The sequence below is a fragment of the Rhodococcus sp. Leaf233 genome (assembly GCF_001426165.1).
In the GTDB taxonomy this organism is placed as follows: Bacteria; Actinomycetota; Actinomycetes; order Mycobacteriales; family Mycobacteriaceae; genus Rhodococcoides; species Rhodococcoides fascians.
Genome location: NZ_LMRO01000010.1, coordinates 55518 through 68990, shown reverse-complemented (window position 1 = coordinate 68990; position 13473 = coordinate 55518). Strand labels below are relative to the sequence as shown.

The window sequence follows — 13473 nt, the reverse complement described above, 5'->3', positions numbered from 1 at the left end:
AGCCCATCGAACCTGATCATTCACAGGGAGTACTCCATGTTCGACGCACGTATGAACAAAGCCGCGGCTGTGGCCGCAGCAGCGACGACTGTGGCCGGTGGCGTTCTGCTCGCCTTCGCACCGGCAGCATCGGCAGCACCCACCCTTGCTGAACTCGGTGCCCCCGTTGTGCAGATACCCATCGATCACACTGTCGCTGTTGCAGCCCGTGACAGTGGTATCCCGGCCGCTCTGGCCAACGCGAATATCACGATTCCGGTACAGGGGTGGGAGAGGGTGATCGACTCCTCGGCGAACGTTCTGGCAATCGCGACCGCTCGAGCTGCGCAGTACCCCAACGGTTGCGCTTCCTATCAGTTCTACCTTCCGCCGAGCGGGAAGTGGGCAGCCGCAGCCACCTCGTACATCAACTGCCCCCGGTAGAGAACACCTCCTTCCTGTCCAGATACATCTCCTCCCGCTCTCCGACCCAGCCGGTTGCGGATATCTCGAGTCCCGCGTTTCTGTCTGGTAGAGAAAGGCATTCACTTTCGATGACCACTTCACCGGCCGACCCGATGACCCCACCGACCCGCCGCGTCGGCGCAGCACGGAACCAGATGTCGACGGCGGTGATCGCGACACTGTTCGGGCTCGGGTTGCTGATTGTGGCGTTCGCGGTGATCGGACACCTCGCCGGGTGGGCTGCCGATCACGGGACGATCCTGGTGTATCTGACGTTCTTTCTGTGGATGTCGATCGCCGGACGGGTGTTCTGGTGGGGCGCAGACAGAGTGGTTGCCGCGGTCCGGAAGACGGCGGCCCAGGACCACCGATGACACCGGAACCTATATCGAAACCGCCTGCGGCAACGAGGAAGCCGGCGCTACGTAGGTCGGTGGCGGGAGTCCTCGCTGCCGGAGCATTGTTGACCGGGACCGCCTCAGTGATCGGTGCCGCGATCGTGCTCACAGCAGGGCCGGCGTATGCGACACCGGAAGAAGATTGTGCGGCGGTGCGGGCACGGGATCATCAGATCTACCTGAACCTGATTGCCTCCTTACCGCCGGGCTCTCCGATCCCGCCCGAGTACATCAACCCGTGCCTGACCGCACCGCCCACGACCACGACTACTCCGCCGACGAGCACCGCGGGATTACCGGGCGCGCAAGCACCCGGCGGTGGCCCGAACGTCGGGGCGAACGCACCGACGAACTTTCCCACCTACAACGGCACCCCCATCGTGCCTGTGCCCGGGGTGGCGCAGACCGCAACACCCGGCGCACCAGCAGCCCCAGGTGTCGAGAGTCCTGCAGGCGTCCCGGCTGCGACGGCGACCAGTGGTGGTGCGCCGACATCGTCGCAGCCTGCTGGATCGACTGCACCCACCGCGGTACCCGATCGTGGCCCCGGGCCGATACCTACCAATACCGCACCAGCGCAACCGGTTTCGGAATCTGGATCCTCGGTAGCCGGGGAGGGTGCAGATCGTGACAGGTATCTCGAACTCGTGTTGGTCGGTGCCGCCGCGTTCACCGCAGCCGGGATCGGAGTGCGTGGGCGGCCCGGACCGTTCAGCCCTCGGACTCCGGAATCGATTCTCTCCCAAGCGGTCGGCACTGTTGCTTCGCCGTTGATCGCGTATGCCCCTGGTGGGCAGTCGAAGATCACCGTCCCCGATCCGGGTGGGGGTCGCCGCACGTTCTTCCTCATCCACGACCCGTCGTCCTCGCACGAATCGGTGATTCCTGTCGACGTGCCGCCCGGGGGACGCATGTCGGTCGGTCCGGACGGTTCGGTGACCGTTGTCGACGCCGACGGAAACCCCGTCTCGACGGTCGCCGCGCCGTGGGCGTACGACGCCGACGGCACACCGATTCCCACGCACTACGAGATCCGCGACGGACACCTCGTCCAGGTCGTCGATACCGTGGGCATCGAGAACATTCTGTATCCGATCCTGGCCGACCCCTTGTCCGGCGGTGAGAACGCCGCCACCGGGAGATCGATCACGGCGACACCGCTGTACAACGGGCAGGATGCGATCAGTGGTCAACCCGGCGGTATCGCCGTCGTCGGTGCTCCCGACCCCGGATACAGCCCCTATCAACCCACCACCGACACCGTCAAGGACGGTACCGACCTCACCGTCGACCAAGGCGGCGGCACCACCAACCGCTACACCGGCACCGGCACCGGCACCGGCACCGATGCCGGTCTGCCGTACACCACCGAAGCCAGCACCGACACCTATCAGCAGATGGCCGAAGACCAGGCCGCCGCCGAGCAGGCCGCTGACGATGCTGCGGCGCGGGCCGAGGTCGATCGCGCCGAGGCGCTGCGCGAATCTGCTGCAGAGCGTGGGCGCGATGATTGGTTCAGCGAGCAAGGAGCCGCGCTGACGTCGTTGTTCCGGTTCTCTCAGAATGTGCGCGGGGCCAACGGCATCGACGGATTCGCCGAGGCGGGGTCGGATCTGCTGGGGTTGGGGAAGTCCGTCGCGCAGGCTGCTGTGGAGTACAACCGGGACCCCACCGGTACCACCGGTGAAGTGCTCGGTAGTGCTCTGCGGCTCGATGCGTTGGAGAACGAGGGTCCGGGGTACTGGGCGGAGCAGATGCGGCTCGATGCCGGGGTCGCTGTGCTCACCGGTCCGTTCGCCGAAGCTGGAGCAGCGTCGCGGGCGGCCTCTGTTGCTGGACGGCTCGAACCGGGTATCGCCCGCACTGCTGCCGATGAGGTGGCCGAGGGCCTCGGGCGTGGGGGTGCGGACTCCGGTGCCACCCGTGCGACAGTGACACCGGAGACAGCCGCTCCGGCATCGAACCCGACACCGACACCGAAACCCGCCACCGGTATCGGGGCATACCCCGATCCGGCCGGGATCGACCCCGAAGCGGTCCGCCTGTTCCCACCGGACGCAACCCCGTACGGTCCCGGAGGGACACCGGAAACGTGGCAGGCGGCGGGGTTCGGATACCCGGATCATCTGGGGTTCGTTGTCGACCCCGTTACCAGTCTTCCGGTCTACGAACGGCTTCCGCAGTTCCCACCGGGGGCGACATTCGACCGCTTCGGGGAGCCACGCGGTAGGTTTCTCGGGACGGACGGGGACCCGTTTCCTGCACGGAGTCTTCCACCAGAGAGCGCCGCCGAACCGTATTACCGGTACATCGTCGATCAACCGCTACCGGACAACCTCGCGGTGCTCACCGGTGAGATCGCGAAAGCCTTCGCCGCGGACGGGGGTGGCACCCAATTCGTGGTGACCCGCATCGACGATGTGACTGGGCTGCCGATCCTGCGGCGCGGTGACGATCACACCAATATCAAAGACTTTTCCCTACTGACCATTCAGGAAATGATCAATGCGGACATCATCAAGCAGATCTACCCACCGTCTCCACCGTGATCAGGAAGCCTCGCCCGCATCCGGGACAGGGTCGGCAGACAGTAACGTGAGAAGCACATCCAGTCAGGAGCGAGTATGACCAGGAACCCTCTTCGTGAGGCGGAGGAGAACAATCCCGATGGGGTGGGGTCGTTGACCGATGGCGAGGTGGCTCAGTTCACGGCGGCGGTGGAGTATTTGCGGTCGGTGATTGTTGCTGCGTTCGGGGTGGAGTGGACCGATCCGGTGTTTTCCGGTGACGGGTATGTCGTGACCGAAATTCCACGCAGTCGTGGGTACTTCGCCGGGTATGACGGGGTGCGCAAGACTGCGCGCGGGTATGCGGTGATGTCGGGCGACGAGCGCAACCTCGAGGGTGGGTCGGTGACGTTCGGCCGGTTCGAGGATGCGGTGAAAGGCTACGCAGCGGGGGTGCTCGATTCGTTTCGGACGTGGCGCAGCGGCCGTTACCTGGGCAGCGTGGCGTGGATGTGGAACGGCACGATCGGGCCCGGTGTCGTTGCGCACCTGTTGGGTCGGTCGAATACTCAGTTTCGTTATTTCCTCGAAGATGATCCGAGTGCATGGCTCGAGGGTGACAGGGTGGTTGCGACGTTGTCGCATGGTTTGGGTATGTCGATTGCGGCGTTCATCGCGGTGATCGTCGCGCATCCGAAGGTGACTGCCGAGGATGCGACAGCGTGGCCGAAACCGGCGCGTCCCTGACTCTTTGACCGGTATGGCTGGTTCGGCATCGTGACAAGCAAATCCAGTCAGGAGCGAACATGACTAGGAACCCTCTTCGTGGCGCGGAGGAGGACAATTTCCTTGGTGTGGGGTCGTTGACCGATGACGAAGTGGCTCAGTTCACGGCGATGGTGGAGTATTTGCGGTCGGTGATTCTTGCCGCGTTCGGGGTGGAGTGGACCGATCCGGTGTTTTCCGGTGACGGATACGTCGTGACCGAATTCCCACGCAGTGGTGGTGGGTACTTCGACGGGTATCGCGGGGTGCGCAAGACTGCGCGCGGGTACGTTTCGATGTCGGCATCCGAGCGCAACAGTGAGGGTGCGGCGGTGACGTTCGGTCGGTTCGAGGATGCGGTGAAACGCTACGCAGCTGGGGTGATCGGTTCATATCGGATGCCGCACCGTGGCCCCCCACTGTGGGGTACGTGGAGTGGATGTGGAACGGCACGACCGGCCCCGGTGTGGTGAGGCATTCGTTGAATCCGCCGTACGATACGGATTTTCGCTATTTCCTCGACGAGGAGCCGAGTGCATGGCTCGAAGGGGGGCGGAGTGGGGCTGCGTTGTCGCATGGTTTGGGTATGTCGGTTGCGGCGTTCATCGCGGTGATCGTCGCGCATCCGAAAGTGACTGCCAAGGATGCGACGGCATGGCCGAAACCGTTGCGGTCCTGACCTTCTCGACCCGTATCGATGGACCGGTCAGACCGGCATCTCCATCCCCACCGGCGGCAGGGGCCCAACGGTGAGAACATCGGGAGTGTGCGCGCCGCGTCAGCGATGAACGCATCGTTGGCGTCGGTCTTTCCGTTGCCGGGATACAGGTCGGTAAAGCGACGCATACGCTGTCCGGGTAGGTAGGCGACATCGATTCCGCAATCGCAAGCAACCACAACCGGGAGTGCGCCGATGTTGCGTGGTCGGTCGACGATCACCAGCAGCTTTTCCTGACGGCTCAAATCGTCGACCATTCGCCGCAACGCGGCCTCGTCTTGACGACGAGCTCGCCGAGAACCCCGACAGGACGTACAACGTACGAAGTCAAGAGCGGAACTGCTCGTAAGACGGCTGGCCAGCGCGCGTTCGACGACCTCGTCTCCCCGGAGAACCCCGCAACCGCCACACTGAACGGCAAGACGATCAAAATAGTCGAAGTCCAAGACCTAGCGGGATGATCGCTCACTTTTCAGACGGCACTCAGCATCCAAGGAGCTCAATGTTTCTGTTCGTGTCCAACGGCGGCAAACAGCAATCCATTGCACATCGAATCGATTTTCCATGGCAGTTCGGGCAGCTGCTCTCGCGGTTCGACGGTCTGCAGCGGTCTGCGTTGACGGTCTCGAAGGTTCCGGAGGGCCGGTACTACGAGGATCTCAGCGACGACGAGAAAACCGCGATGAGCGAAAGCTACATCCAAGCCGCTGGGTCGGCGCAGGCGATGTCGGTCGAGATGCGGTTTCCCATCGACGGTGTTCATCGCCTGTTCGTCGTCGGCCGACCCGGCCCTCGTCATGGCGAACCCACCGTCGGAATCCCCTTCTTCAGCGGCAAACGCTCCCTGACCGTGTACCCCGAAGAGGTGTTCACCGCTGACGATGCGACGCAGTTGTTCTTCGATTGGGCCACCACCGGAGACATCGACCGCACGAAGCACCATCTCCGCGAATTCGACCTCGACGCTTTCTACAGAACCTGAGACCTCGTCGACTGCTCCGATCCGACCGGGCGTGCACCCGACTTGTGGTTGCCCGCATCGAGGACTGAGCCGGGCGCGCTCTCGAGTGCGATCACCCCGAAGTCGCGGCTTCCGATGTTGCGATGCCCGTCAGTGCCGCCGACCCCAGAAATGTTGAGCAACAATACTATTGGAAGCGCCCGGTCGGCAGTCGGGCCATTTTCCATGGTCCACCTGCCGGTCATCACCTGAGTTGTTCGCTGAAGACGTCGACCAGCACCTTGCCGAACACCCACTCAGGAGCAGCGATGACCAGGAACCCACTTCGTGAGGCGGAAGTAAACAACCCCCACGGTGTGGGGTCGTTGACCAATAGTGAGGTCGCCGAGTTCGCAGCAACCGTCCACTATCTGCGCGCTGTCATTCCTGCCGCGTTCGGGGTGGAGTGGACCGATCCGGCGTCTTCCGGTGACGGCTATGTCGTGACCGAATCACCACGCAGTGGCGGTGGGTACTTCACCGGGTATCGCGGGGTGCGCAAGATGGCGCGGGGAATGCGGTGATGGCGGGCGATGAGCGGGGCGGCGAGGGTAAGTTGGTGACGTTCGGTCGGTTCGAGGATGCGCTGAAAGGCAACGCCGCTGGGGTGATTCGTTCGTTTCGGATACCCTTCCCGATAGCGCAGTCAAGCAACGATCAACAGACGTGCGCTCACTCGCCTCGTGCCGGTGTGGGATCGGTCGGACCGATCCAATGCGGAGTGAACTGTGCGTGGAGTGCGCGCCACCGATCGGCGATCTCGTGCAGGCGGTCCTGCGATCGCGGCTTCGACAGTTCCACTATGGACTCGCAGAGCCAGGGCTCGAAGTGCCGCAGTGCCGTGTCTGCCCGCACCGATTCGGACCCGTCGGTGAGTACCTCCAGCAAATTCTCGCGCAGCAGCCGCACCAGCTTTTCCTGGTCGATCGGCTCCGACCCATCCGATACCGACGGATCGGGATACACATCGGTCCACCGCTGCAACTCCATCTCGCAACGACGTGCACTCGCCTCGATCACAGCCGCAACGGCATCGGAATCCACGCCGCCCGGTAGAGCTGCGATCACCCGTGCCGCTGCAGCTTCGAAACATGCCCATCCCTGACGGTCACTGGTGCGGTGCCACCACGCCATGGCGGCTGCCCGGTCCCATACCTCGACCAGCTCACGCTCACGCTTGGGTAGAGCCCGCATTGCGTCGCCGATCGCGAACCACTCCCGCTGGCATCGCCTTCGCGCGTCGTCCGCAGCCCACTGATCGTCGGCACTGCCAGTGATCTGCGCAGTCCGCAGCATTTTCTGATGCTCTATCAACGCCTTTCGCGCCCCTTCCACCACGGTTGCGATCTCTACCCGCGCGGCCCTGCGGCGTGCAGGTAACCACGACATCAGTAACTTCATCACATCACCTATGCTGCCCTCTCTCGCAACGCAATTGGAGGGCCGGAAGACGGGACTATGTCACACCGGTAGATCGACGGACAGGCCGCTCCGCGCAGGGGGCGGGCGTACGACAGCGGTCAGGGACAGCTCCCACAGGACCGAGAGCCGGCCCCCTCCGAACCCAGTCCATCGGGTCAGCAGGCGGTAATCGCTGTCGTAGAACAGTTCCGAGCGGGCACCACTTGTGCGGTGTTTGAGTTCGACGGTGTAGCCGCCTTCGACTGCTGCCGCGTCGACGATGAACCAGTTGTCTCCGCTCCGGTTCCAGATATCGAGGTCGAGGGGGAAACACAGTCGTGCCAGCAGCGGAACCGGTCGACGGATGTCCGAGCGTGTGGAGTCGTCGATGACTTCCCCCGATGCATGGGTGAGCGCCCACACTGCCTTCATCGGGTCTGCGGCGACCGTGGCTTCACTCGCCTCGTCGCCGTGCACCCACCGTGCGAACGCGGACACCTCACCTGTGGTGCGGATATCGAGAATGTGGACGATCACGTCGGCCAGCGTTACGGGGGTTTCCCGGCGCACACTGGTCGACTTCGACTCGGTCGAGGGGCCTGCGACGGTCACCGGGAATACCTCGTGCTCGGCTTCGGATCGCGGTATTGAGCTGTCCACGAGGTGGAGTCGCTGCTGTCCAGGATCGGAGTCGGGTCCGATTCACCCTGTGTTACAACGATGTTCGGTATTGCTTCCGAACTCGATTCCGGACCGGATGGCACCCGATCGGTGCCGAGCGGTGAAGTGCTCGTCGGCAGATATCCCCAGGTCTGGAATCGAGTATCGGCGCAGTCGGGACAGTAATTTTCGTCCGGTTCCAGTGACCATCCTGTCGGTGTCCCGGTGGCGGTGCAGGCCCCGAGTTGGGCATCGCCGTCGGTTCTACGGCCGCAACCGATGCAGTCGATGGTTCTCATCGCCGGCGTTGCCGGGTTGCAGGGAGCGGATCGGCGGAGCGGAGCGGTCTGGCGAATCTCAGCCCGCGCAGTAGCTGTCGGTAGCTGAATCGGTCGTCCCAGATCTTCAGTCGATCGCGCTCGAATGTGTAGTGGCCGTCCACGTCGAGGTGCAGGGAGAGCCATCCGATGCGGATGGTTTCGGTGCGTCGAGAGGACACTGTGTCGCCGGTGGTGGTCATGGTGAGTATTTCGGTGACTTCGTAGCTGGTGACGAAGTGGGATACGGCGGTGAGGACTCGTTCGACTCTCCGGCTGCCGCGGACTGTGGGTAGGCCGGTGTTGCGCCATTCGATGTCGGGGCCGACCAGTGCTCGTACGGTGTCGGCGTCCATGTCCTGCAGGGCCTCGAGCAGATCCTCGACCCTTGTTTGGAGTGTCGGTCGAAGCAGGTGTTTCGGTGGTCGGGGGTCGGTCATGTGGTGACCGTCAGGTAGGGGCTGTGGGCGCGTGAGACGCACAGCAGCATCGTGCCGGCGTCGCGTTCGTCCTGGGTCAGGAGGTTGTCGCGATGGTCGATGTCGCCGTCGCTGACGTGGGCTGTGCAGGTTCCGCAGAATCCCTGGCGGCACGAGTAGGGGGTTCCTGGTTCCGCGCGCAGTACGGCGTCGAGTGCGGTTTGGTCGGCGGCGACGTCGATGATCTGGCCGGTGCGGGCCAGCCGGATGCGGAAGGGCTGGCCGTCGACAACCGGTGCGGCGGAGAACCGTTCGGCGTGCAGTTCCACACCTGGTTCGTTGCGGACTCGTGCGGCGATCAGGTCCATCATCGGGACCGGGCCGCAGCAGTAGATCGCATCGCCGCTGCGGACGTTCGGGGGGAGGAGATCATCGGCGGTGGGTAAGGCACCGTATTCGTCGTCGGTGCGGATGGTGACCCGGTCACCGAGCCGGGTCAGTTCGTCGAGGAACGGGAGCGTTCGGCGTTCACGCCCGACGTACACCAACGTCCAGTTCAGCCCTGTGCGTTCGGCTTCGCGCACCATCGGCAGTATCGGGGTGATGCCGATGCCGCCTGCGACGAAATGAACACGCTCGGCGCGAGTGCTCCGGCCGGGTTCGACGAACCCGAATGCGTTACGGGGACCGCGAACACCGACCAAGGCCCCTACCGGTAGTTCGTCGTGCACCTCGTTCGAGCCCCCGGTGCCGTCTGCGATTCGTCGCACCGCAATCCGGTAGCAGCGTCGATCCGCGGGGTCACCCCATAACGAGTATTGACGTATCCGGCCCGAAGGCAGGTACAGGTCGATGTGAGCCCCGGGGTACCACGGGGCCAGGTCGCTCCAGTCCGGTGCCCGAAGCTCGAGACTGACCACGTCGCTGCCGCTGGCCACCGCCGTCCGCGCCGTCACCACCAAGCGGGTCTTGTACTCGTCGATCGGGTTCTGTTGCCGACCGTCGCCGTGCAGTGCGACCAGCCACCTCACCCGCGCCGAGATCGCCGCTTCCAACAGGCGCAGTATCGAGTCGGGGCCCGTGCCGCCGCGCAGACCGACCGGAACATCCTGAGGTGCAGGCCATCTCGGGTCGGCTGGCGTAGTCGTGCTCACGCGTGCACCGCCTTGGCTGCCGGCGATTGCGCCAGGTAGGCCAGAGCCTGGGCGGTCGATCCCACACTGTCGGGGTGGAACCCGGGAACGAACGTCGACATACCGCTCCACAACCATTGCGAAAGGCCAGGGAGCAGGCCGCGCCGTGACGCACTGGCGATGCCGATTAGCAACCGCGGATACCCGATGGTCGGTGTGTTGGGGTCGTTACGACTCAAATACATCGCAGCCCGGATCAACCAGGCGATGAAGATCGGCCAGGTGATGATCATGGACACCGATCGGCGGACATAACCGACTCCGAAGTAGGCGGCGACCTCGTGGGCGACGGCGCGATGCTCGACCTCCTCGGCACCGTGCCACCGGTACAGATCGAGCATCTGTGGGTCCGCCCCGAACGACTCCAGGTCCGCGTTCATCGCCCAATGGCCCATGAACGCAAACATGTGCTCCGCGGAAGCGGAAATCCCGAGTCGTTCGATCAGACGCTGCCTGATCGAACGTGAATCGGTGCTCGCGCCCACGCCCAGAGTCCGTCGGAAGAAGTACTGCATCTGGTCGCTGAACGGTGTGGGGTCGACACCGTGCCGAGTGAAGACCTGGTTCATGACGTCTTCGTGGGCCTGCGCGTGAAGCAATTCCTGCCCCATGAAGCCGAGCATGTCCTCACGGAGCTTCTCGTCGTGAACGTCGGGTAGAGCCTGCTCGAACGCCTGGATCATCATTCGCTCCCCCTCGGGAATGACCAGATTCAACGAGTTGAGCAGGTACGAGGCGATCGGCTCGTTCGGCAACCAGACCATCGGTGCCTGAGCCCAGTCGAAACCGACCCGCCGCGGCCGGATGACAACCCGCCCGGGAGGCACGTTCCTGCTTTTGACCAGCGCGTTCAGCACTCCCATGGTTCACTCCACATTCATACGTACGGTAACGTTCTTATGGGTGAGCATGCGGGTAGGCCTGGGTCTTGTCAAACACAAGACCTACGACTGGTCGGTCGTCGGATCGAGAATCCGCTCGAGGAACAACAGGATCGGGGCGTGCAGGCTTGTGTACGGCTCCGGCGCACCGGAGGAAACATGGCGGTAGAACAGCTCGTAGCATCCACCGATCGCTGCGATGAACATCTCCCGATTCGGGGCCTGCGGGGCGTGCCGAAAGCCGCTACGCAGTGTGTCGGCGAGCAGTTCGACGTACTCGTTGCGCTTGGCGATCCCGGCCGCTCCGGCGACGGGAAGGTCGAGCACCCACGCTCGCACGAATTCGGGCTCGGCCGAACATTTTTCGAGGTACCTCCCGATGACGGCGGACAGTTGTTCGCGCAGCGAGAGGTCGGCCGAGGAGTCTTGCGTGGTAGTGATCGCGGAGAGGATCGACTCGATGCCCGCATCGATCGCGGCGATCAGGCATGCGTCCTTGCTCTCGAATTGCTTGTAGAACGCCTGCCGGGACACCCGTGCGCGGCCGACGATATCGGCGACTGTGGTCGCCGCGATTCCCTTGTCCGCCGTCGACGAGATCGCGGCGCGCAGGATGCGTTTGCGTTGCGCGTCGAGGACTTCGTCCGCGGCGAGGGAACCGCGGCCACGCGGGAGCCCGGGAAGGTCGCGATCGAAAGAGCCTGCCAGGTGGGGCATACCCAACACCGTAACGCGCTCGACGTACTCGGCAGCGCCCGTTACATCGACCCGATCGCGCGGCCTGCACCCCGCCCCGCTGGGCGGGCACGGACGGGTCACACCCTGATCGACCGCCGAGTTCCATGCACGCGCGGGAAAGGGGGTTTCTGATTCGATACCCGCCCTGACTGCGACACCGAGTAACACACAAATCGGCCGCACGGTGGGTGACAGAGTCGAAAGTCGCCGCGAGACCGGCCTCAGCGCAGGAACATTCGTCGAAGACTTCGCAGACTCACTGATCTCCGCTGATCGACTCGGGCGAGAGTGGGCGCAACCACGCCGGTGGGCCGTCGCCCTCGATTCAGGACTGCTCGTCTTCGTCGACGATAGCGACCTCCTCGAGGCAACCCCGTCCCAGGAAGGTGACACCGATGTCCGCGAATGAGTCGGAGGCTCTCCTGATGGACTTCGCGCTGAAATGGGAACCATACGGCGGAGCTCCGGACTCCGAAATCTTCATCGAATTCGGTTTGGGCGCGGGCGACTTCAAGCGACGACTGTTCGTGCTACTGAGCAAACCCGACCACGTCGCACCGATCGATCCCGAACGCCGAGGCCGACTGGTCGACTATTGCCTACGCGCTACAGAACGCACACCACGATCCGGTGAACAGGCAGGAAAAGACGAACGGGTTCCTATGCGGTCGGACCGTCCAGCTGGGCCGTTCGCGTAGCGAAACGGTTCGGTGTCTGCTTTGATTTCGATATGTCTGCAACGCGAAGTAACACTTACATTCACGGTTCTGTCGACATAAAAGCTCAGTCGCGACACGATCGAGTCGCTGCTGACGGAAAGCCGGGGGCGACATGACGGGCGGGGGTCTCGAACTAGGCGATGCGCTGGTCGCGTTCGCTCTGCAGTGGGAGCCGTTCGGGGGCGCGTCGCCTGCTGATGTCTTTGTCGAGTTCGGGATCGACATCGATGAGTATCGGCGTCGTTTGTTCAGTCGATTGTGCAGGCCCGATCGGGCGCTGGTCCCCCTCGATGTGCACGGGCGACTCATCCGGTACGCCCTCGAGCCTGCGGAATCCGAGCCCAGAGTCGGTGAGTAGTGCACCGCCGCTGATCTCGCCGCGACTGTTGTGATGCGGGCGCTCGGGTAGTCTTCGCGGTCTGGGTCGTGAAGAACCGACAGGGCAGGAATGTTCGTGAAGCAGGTGCAGTGCGTGTTTCGGTCGCTACTGGGTGCTGATCCGACTGCTCAGCGTTCGTTGAGCGATCCGGCTGCCGCGCGAATCGTCGACGAGGCGATCGAGGCGATCGCGGTTCTCGGTTGGCGTCGTATGACGATGAGCGATGTGGCCAAACGCGGCCGTATCGGACGCGCGACGCTGTACCGCTACTTCGCCTCCAAAGACGAACTGCGCGATGCCATCTTCCTGCGGGAAGTCAACCGCTTCATGGACGCCTCTACTCGAGCGAGGGCCAGCACAGCTTCCGTGGAGGATGCGCTGACCTCGTCACTGGCGATTACACTCGAATTCGTCCGTGACAACCGCATGCTGAACAGGCTTCGCGAAACCGACCGCGAAATGCTCCTGGAGGCCCTGTTCGACGACGACCTGATCGCAATGGGACGTGAATTCTCTGCACAGCTGTGGAAGACCCAGCTCCACGGCGAGGCACCGGTCGACGAATCTGTCATGACGCATCTTCGGACAGTCAGTGAGATCACCACCCGGCTGACGTTGTCGTTGATCGCCAACCCACAAACCGTCGTCGACTTCACCGCACCCGACGCGTCCCGTGCCTACGTTCAGCGGTATCTACTGCCCCTGTTCCGCCCGTCTACGAACTTCGAGCAGGCATAGACCTGCCCGCTGCAGTAGTGCCTTGAACACGTTTTTCGCATCGATGACCCAACCCTTGGGCGTGGCCTGCGCCATCGACAACATGGCCGAGCAGACGACATAACCGCCTCGGCAGCCCTTCTTGTGCCTGTCGTTCTTCGATGCTAGCGTCACCGACACTGAGACAGACTACGTATGACTGTCTCACTACGGAGGG

At 63.5% G+C, this 13473-nt stretch carries 17 protein-coding genes and 1 pseudogene; 11 read left to right on the top strand and 7 right to left on the bottom strand.

The window, feature by feature from the left end; all coding sequences use genetic code 11:
- The first annotated feature begins 36 nt into the window (after positions 1–36).
- The 5 genes from ASH04_RS15935 (at position 37) to ASH04_RS15915 (ending at position 4587) form a co-directional block, all read left to right on the top strand.
- Positions 37–423, top strand: a complete 387-nt coding sequence (locus ASH04_RS15935) for a hypothetical protein (RefSeq protein ID WP_057474037.1) — start codon at positions 37–39, stop codon at positions 421–423.
- A gap of 110 nt (positions 424–533) precedes the next feature.
- Entirely contained in the window at positions 534–818 is a 285-nt protein-coding gene (locus tag ASH04_RS15930; RefSeq protein ID WP_057474036.1) for a hypothetical protein, read from the top strand.
- Complete coding sequence (locus ASH04_RS26210) at positions 815–3391, top strand: glycohydrolase toxin TNT-related protein (protein ID WP_156394576.1); 2577 nt, start codon at positions 815–817, stop codon at positions 3389–3391. Before ASH04_RS15930 ends, ASH04_RS26210 begins: the two co-directional genes overlap by 4 nt.
- 75 nt (positions 3392–3466) lie before the next feature.
- Positions 3467–4096, top strand: coding sequence for a hypothetical protein (locus ASH04_RS15920; RefSeq protein WP_156394575.1), 630 nt, complete (start codon positions 3467–3469; stop codon positions 4094–4096).
- A 59-nt stretch (positions 4097–4155) separates the two neighbouring features.
- Positions 4156–4587 (top strand): hypothetical protein, encoded by a 432-nt coding sequence (locus ASH04_RS15915; protein ID WP_156394574.1) that lies wholly within the window; start codon positions 4156–4158, stop codon positions 4585–4587.
- 286 nt (positions 4588–4873) lie between these two features.
- Here the strand turns inward: ASH04_RS15915 and ASH04_RS27255 are convergent.
- Positions 4874–5107 (bottom strand): annotated as a pseudogene (locus tag ASH04_RS27255) (IS110 family transposase); the annotation flags it as partial.
- Between the two features lie 227 nt (positions 5108–5334).
- Here ASH04_RS27255 and ASH04_RS15905 point away from each other — a divergent pair.
- Together ASH04_RS15905 and ASH04_RS15895 are read left to right on the top strand one after the other, a co-directional pair.
- Positions 5335–5814 (top strand): hypothetical protein, encoded by a 480-nt coding sequence (locus ASH04_RS15905; protein WP_057474032.1) that lies wholly within the window; start codon positions 5335–5337, stop codon positions 5812–5814.
- Positions 5815–6101: 287 nt separating this feature from the next.
- A complete protein-coding gene (locus ASH04_RS15895; RefSeq protein ID WP_156394573.1) occupies positions 6102–6356 on the top strand; it encodes a hypothetical protein in 255 nt (84 codons plus the stop codon).
- A 148-nt stretch (positions 6357–6504) separates the two neighbouring features.
- On the opposite strand, the gene ASH04_RS15890 is transcribed toward ASH04_RS15895, so the two are convergent.
- The 6 genes from ASH04_RS15890 to ASH04_RS15865 form a co-directional block, all read right to left on the bottom strand.
- Entirely contained in the window at positions 6505–7233 is a 729-nt protein-coding gene (locus ASH04_RS15890) for a hypothetical protein (RefSeq protein ID WP_156394572.1), read from the bottom strand.
- A 60-nt stretch (positions 7234–7293) separates the two neighbouring features.
- A complete protein-coding gene (locus tag ASH04_RS15885) occupies positions 7294–7845 on the bottom strand; it encodes a hypothetical protein (protein WP_156394571.1) in 552 nt (183 codons plus the stop codon).
- 343 nt (positions 7846–8188) lie between these two features.
- A complete protein-coding gene (locus ASH04_RS15880) occupies positions 8189–8650 on the bottom strand; it encodes a limonene-1,2-epoxide hydrolase family protein (protein ID WP_057474027.1) in 462 nt (153 codons plus the stop codon).
- Positions 8647–9783 (bottom strand): PDR/VanB family oxidoreductase, encoded by a 1137-nt coding sequence (locus ASH04_RS15875; RefSeq protein WP_057474026.1) that lies wholly within the window; start codon positions 9781–9783, stop codon positions 8647–8649. Before ASH04_RS15875 ends, ASH04_RS15880 begins: the two co-directional genes overlap by 4 nt.
- Positions 9780–10685, bottom strand: a complete 906-nt coding sequence (locus ASH04_RS15870) for a metal-dependent hydrolase (RefSeq protein WP_057474025.1) — start codon at positions 10683–10685, stop codon at positions 9780–9782. The genes ASH04_RS15875 and ASH04_RS15870 overlap by 4 nt, the downstream gene beginning before the upstream one ends.
- 81 nt (positions 10686–10766) lie before the next feature.
- Entirely contained in the window at positions 10767–11420 is a 654-nt protein-coding gene (locus ASH04_RS15865) for a TetR/AcrR family transcriptional regulator (protein WP_057474024.1), read from the bottom strand.
- Positions 11421–11625: 205 nt separating this feature from the next.
- Between ASH04_RS15865 and ASH04_RS15860 the strand changes: the two genes are divergently transcribed.
- The 4 genes from ASH04_RS15860 (at position 11626) to ASH04_RS15845 (ending at position 13277) form a co-directional block, all read left to right on the top strand.
- Positions 11626–11850 carry a hypothetical protein gene (locus tag ASH04_RS15860; protein ID WP_230072779.1) on the top strand — a complete coding sequence of 75 codons (225 nt, stop codon included), beginning with the start codon at positions 11626–11628 and terminating at the stop codon, positions 11848–11850.
- Positions 11837–12139, top strand: a complete 303-nt coding sequence (locus ASH04_RS15855) for a hypothetical protein (RefSeq protein WP_057474022.1) — start codon at positions 11837–11839, stop codon at positions 12137–12139. The genes ASH04_RS15860 and ASH04_RS15855 overlap by 14 nt, the downstream gene beginning before the upstream one ends.
- Before the next feature lie 133 nt (positions 12140–12272).
- Positions 12273–12518 carry a hypothetical protein gene (locus tag ASH04_RS15850; protein ID WP_057474021.1) on the top strand — a complete coding sequence of 82 codons (246 nt, stop codon included), beginning with the start codon at positions 12273–12275 and terminating at the stop codon, positions 12516–12518.
- A gap of 96 nt (positions 12519–12614) precedes the next feature.
- The gene (locus tag ASH04_RS15845) at positions 12615–13277 is read left to right on the top strand and encodes a TetR/AcrR family transcriptional regulator (protein ID WP_162247545.1); all 663 of its coding nucleotides are present in this window, start codon (positions 12615–12617) and stop codon (positions 13275–13277) included.
- Positions 13278–13473 lie beyond the last annotated feature (196 nt).

What these genes read in the sequence shown, in the direction of transcription:
- ASH04_RS15880 (WP_057474027.1), bottom strand. Translation starts at nt 8,650, where the DNA reads ATGACCGACCCCCGACCACCGAAACACCTGCTTCGACCGACACTCCAA.
- ASH04_RS15850 (WP_057474021.1), top strand. Translation starts at nt 12,273, where the DNA reads ATGACGGGCGGGGGTCTCGAACTAGGCGATGCGCTGGTCGCGTTCGCT.
- ASH04_RS15870 (WP_057474025.1), bottom strand. Translation starts at nt 10,685, where the DNA reads ATGGGAGTGCTGAACGCGCTGGTCAAAAGCAGGAACGTGCCTCCCGGG.
- ASH04_RS15905 (WP_057474032.1), top strand. Translation starts at nt 5,335, where the DNA reads ATGTTTCTGTTCGTGTCCAACGGCGGCAAACAGCAATCCATTGCACAT.
- ASH04_RS15935 (WP_057474037.1), top strand. Translation starts at nt 37, where the DNA reads ATGTTCGACGCACGTATGAACAAAGCCGCGGCTGTGGCCGCAGCAGCG.
- ASH04_RS26210 (WP_156394576.1), top strand. Translation starts at nt 815, where the DNA reads ATGACACCGGAACCTATATCGAAACCGCCTGCGGCAACGAGGAAGCCG.
- ASH04_RS15895 (WP_156394573.1), top strand. Translation starts at nt 6,102, where the DNA reads ATGACCAGGAACCCACTTCGTGAGGCGGAAGTAAACAACCCCCACGGT.
- ASH04_RS15915 (WP_156394574.1), top strand. Translation starts at nt 4,156, where the DNA reads ATGACTAGGAACCCTCTTCGTGGCGCGGAGGAGGACAATTTCCTTGGT.
- ASH04_RS15920 (WP_156394575.1), top strand. Translation starts at nt 3,467, where the DNA reads ATGACCAGGAACCCTCTTCGTGAGGCGGAGGAGAACAATCCCGATGGG.
- ASH04_RS15865 (WP_057474024.1), bottom strand. Translation starts at nt 11,420, where the DNA reads ATGCCCCACCTGGCAGGCTCTTTCGATCGCGACCTTCCCGGGCTCCCG.
- ASH04_RS15890 (WP_156394572.1), bottom strand. Translation starts at nt 7,233, where the DNA reads ATGAAGTTACTGATGTCGTGGTTACCTGCACGCCGCAGGGCCGCGCGG.
- ASH04_RS15930 (WP_057474036.1), top strand. Translation starts at nt 534, where the DNA reads ATGACCACTTCACCGGCCGACCCGATGACCCCACCGACCCGCCGCGTC.
- ASH04_RS15855 (WP_057474022.1), top strand. Translation starts at nt 11,837, where the DNA reads ATGTCCGCGAATGAGTCGGAGGCTCTCCTGATGGACTTCGCGCTGAAA.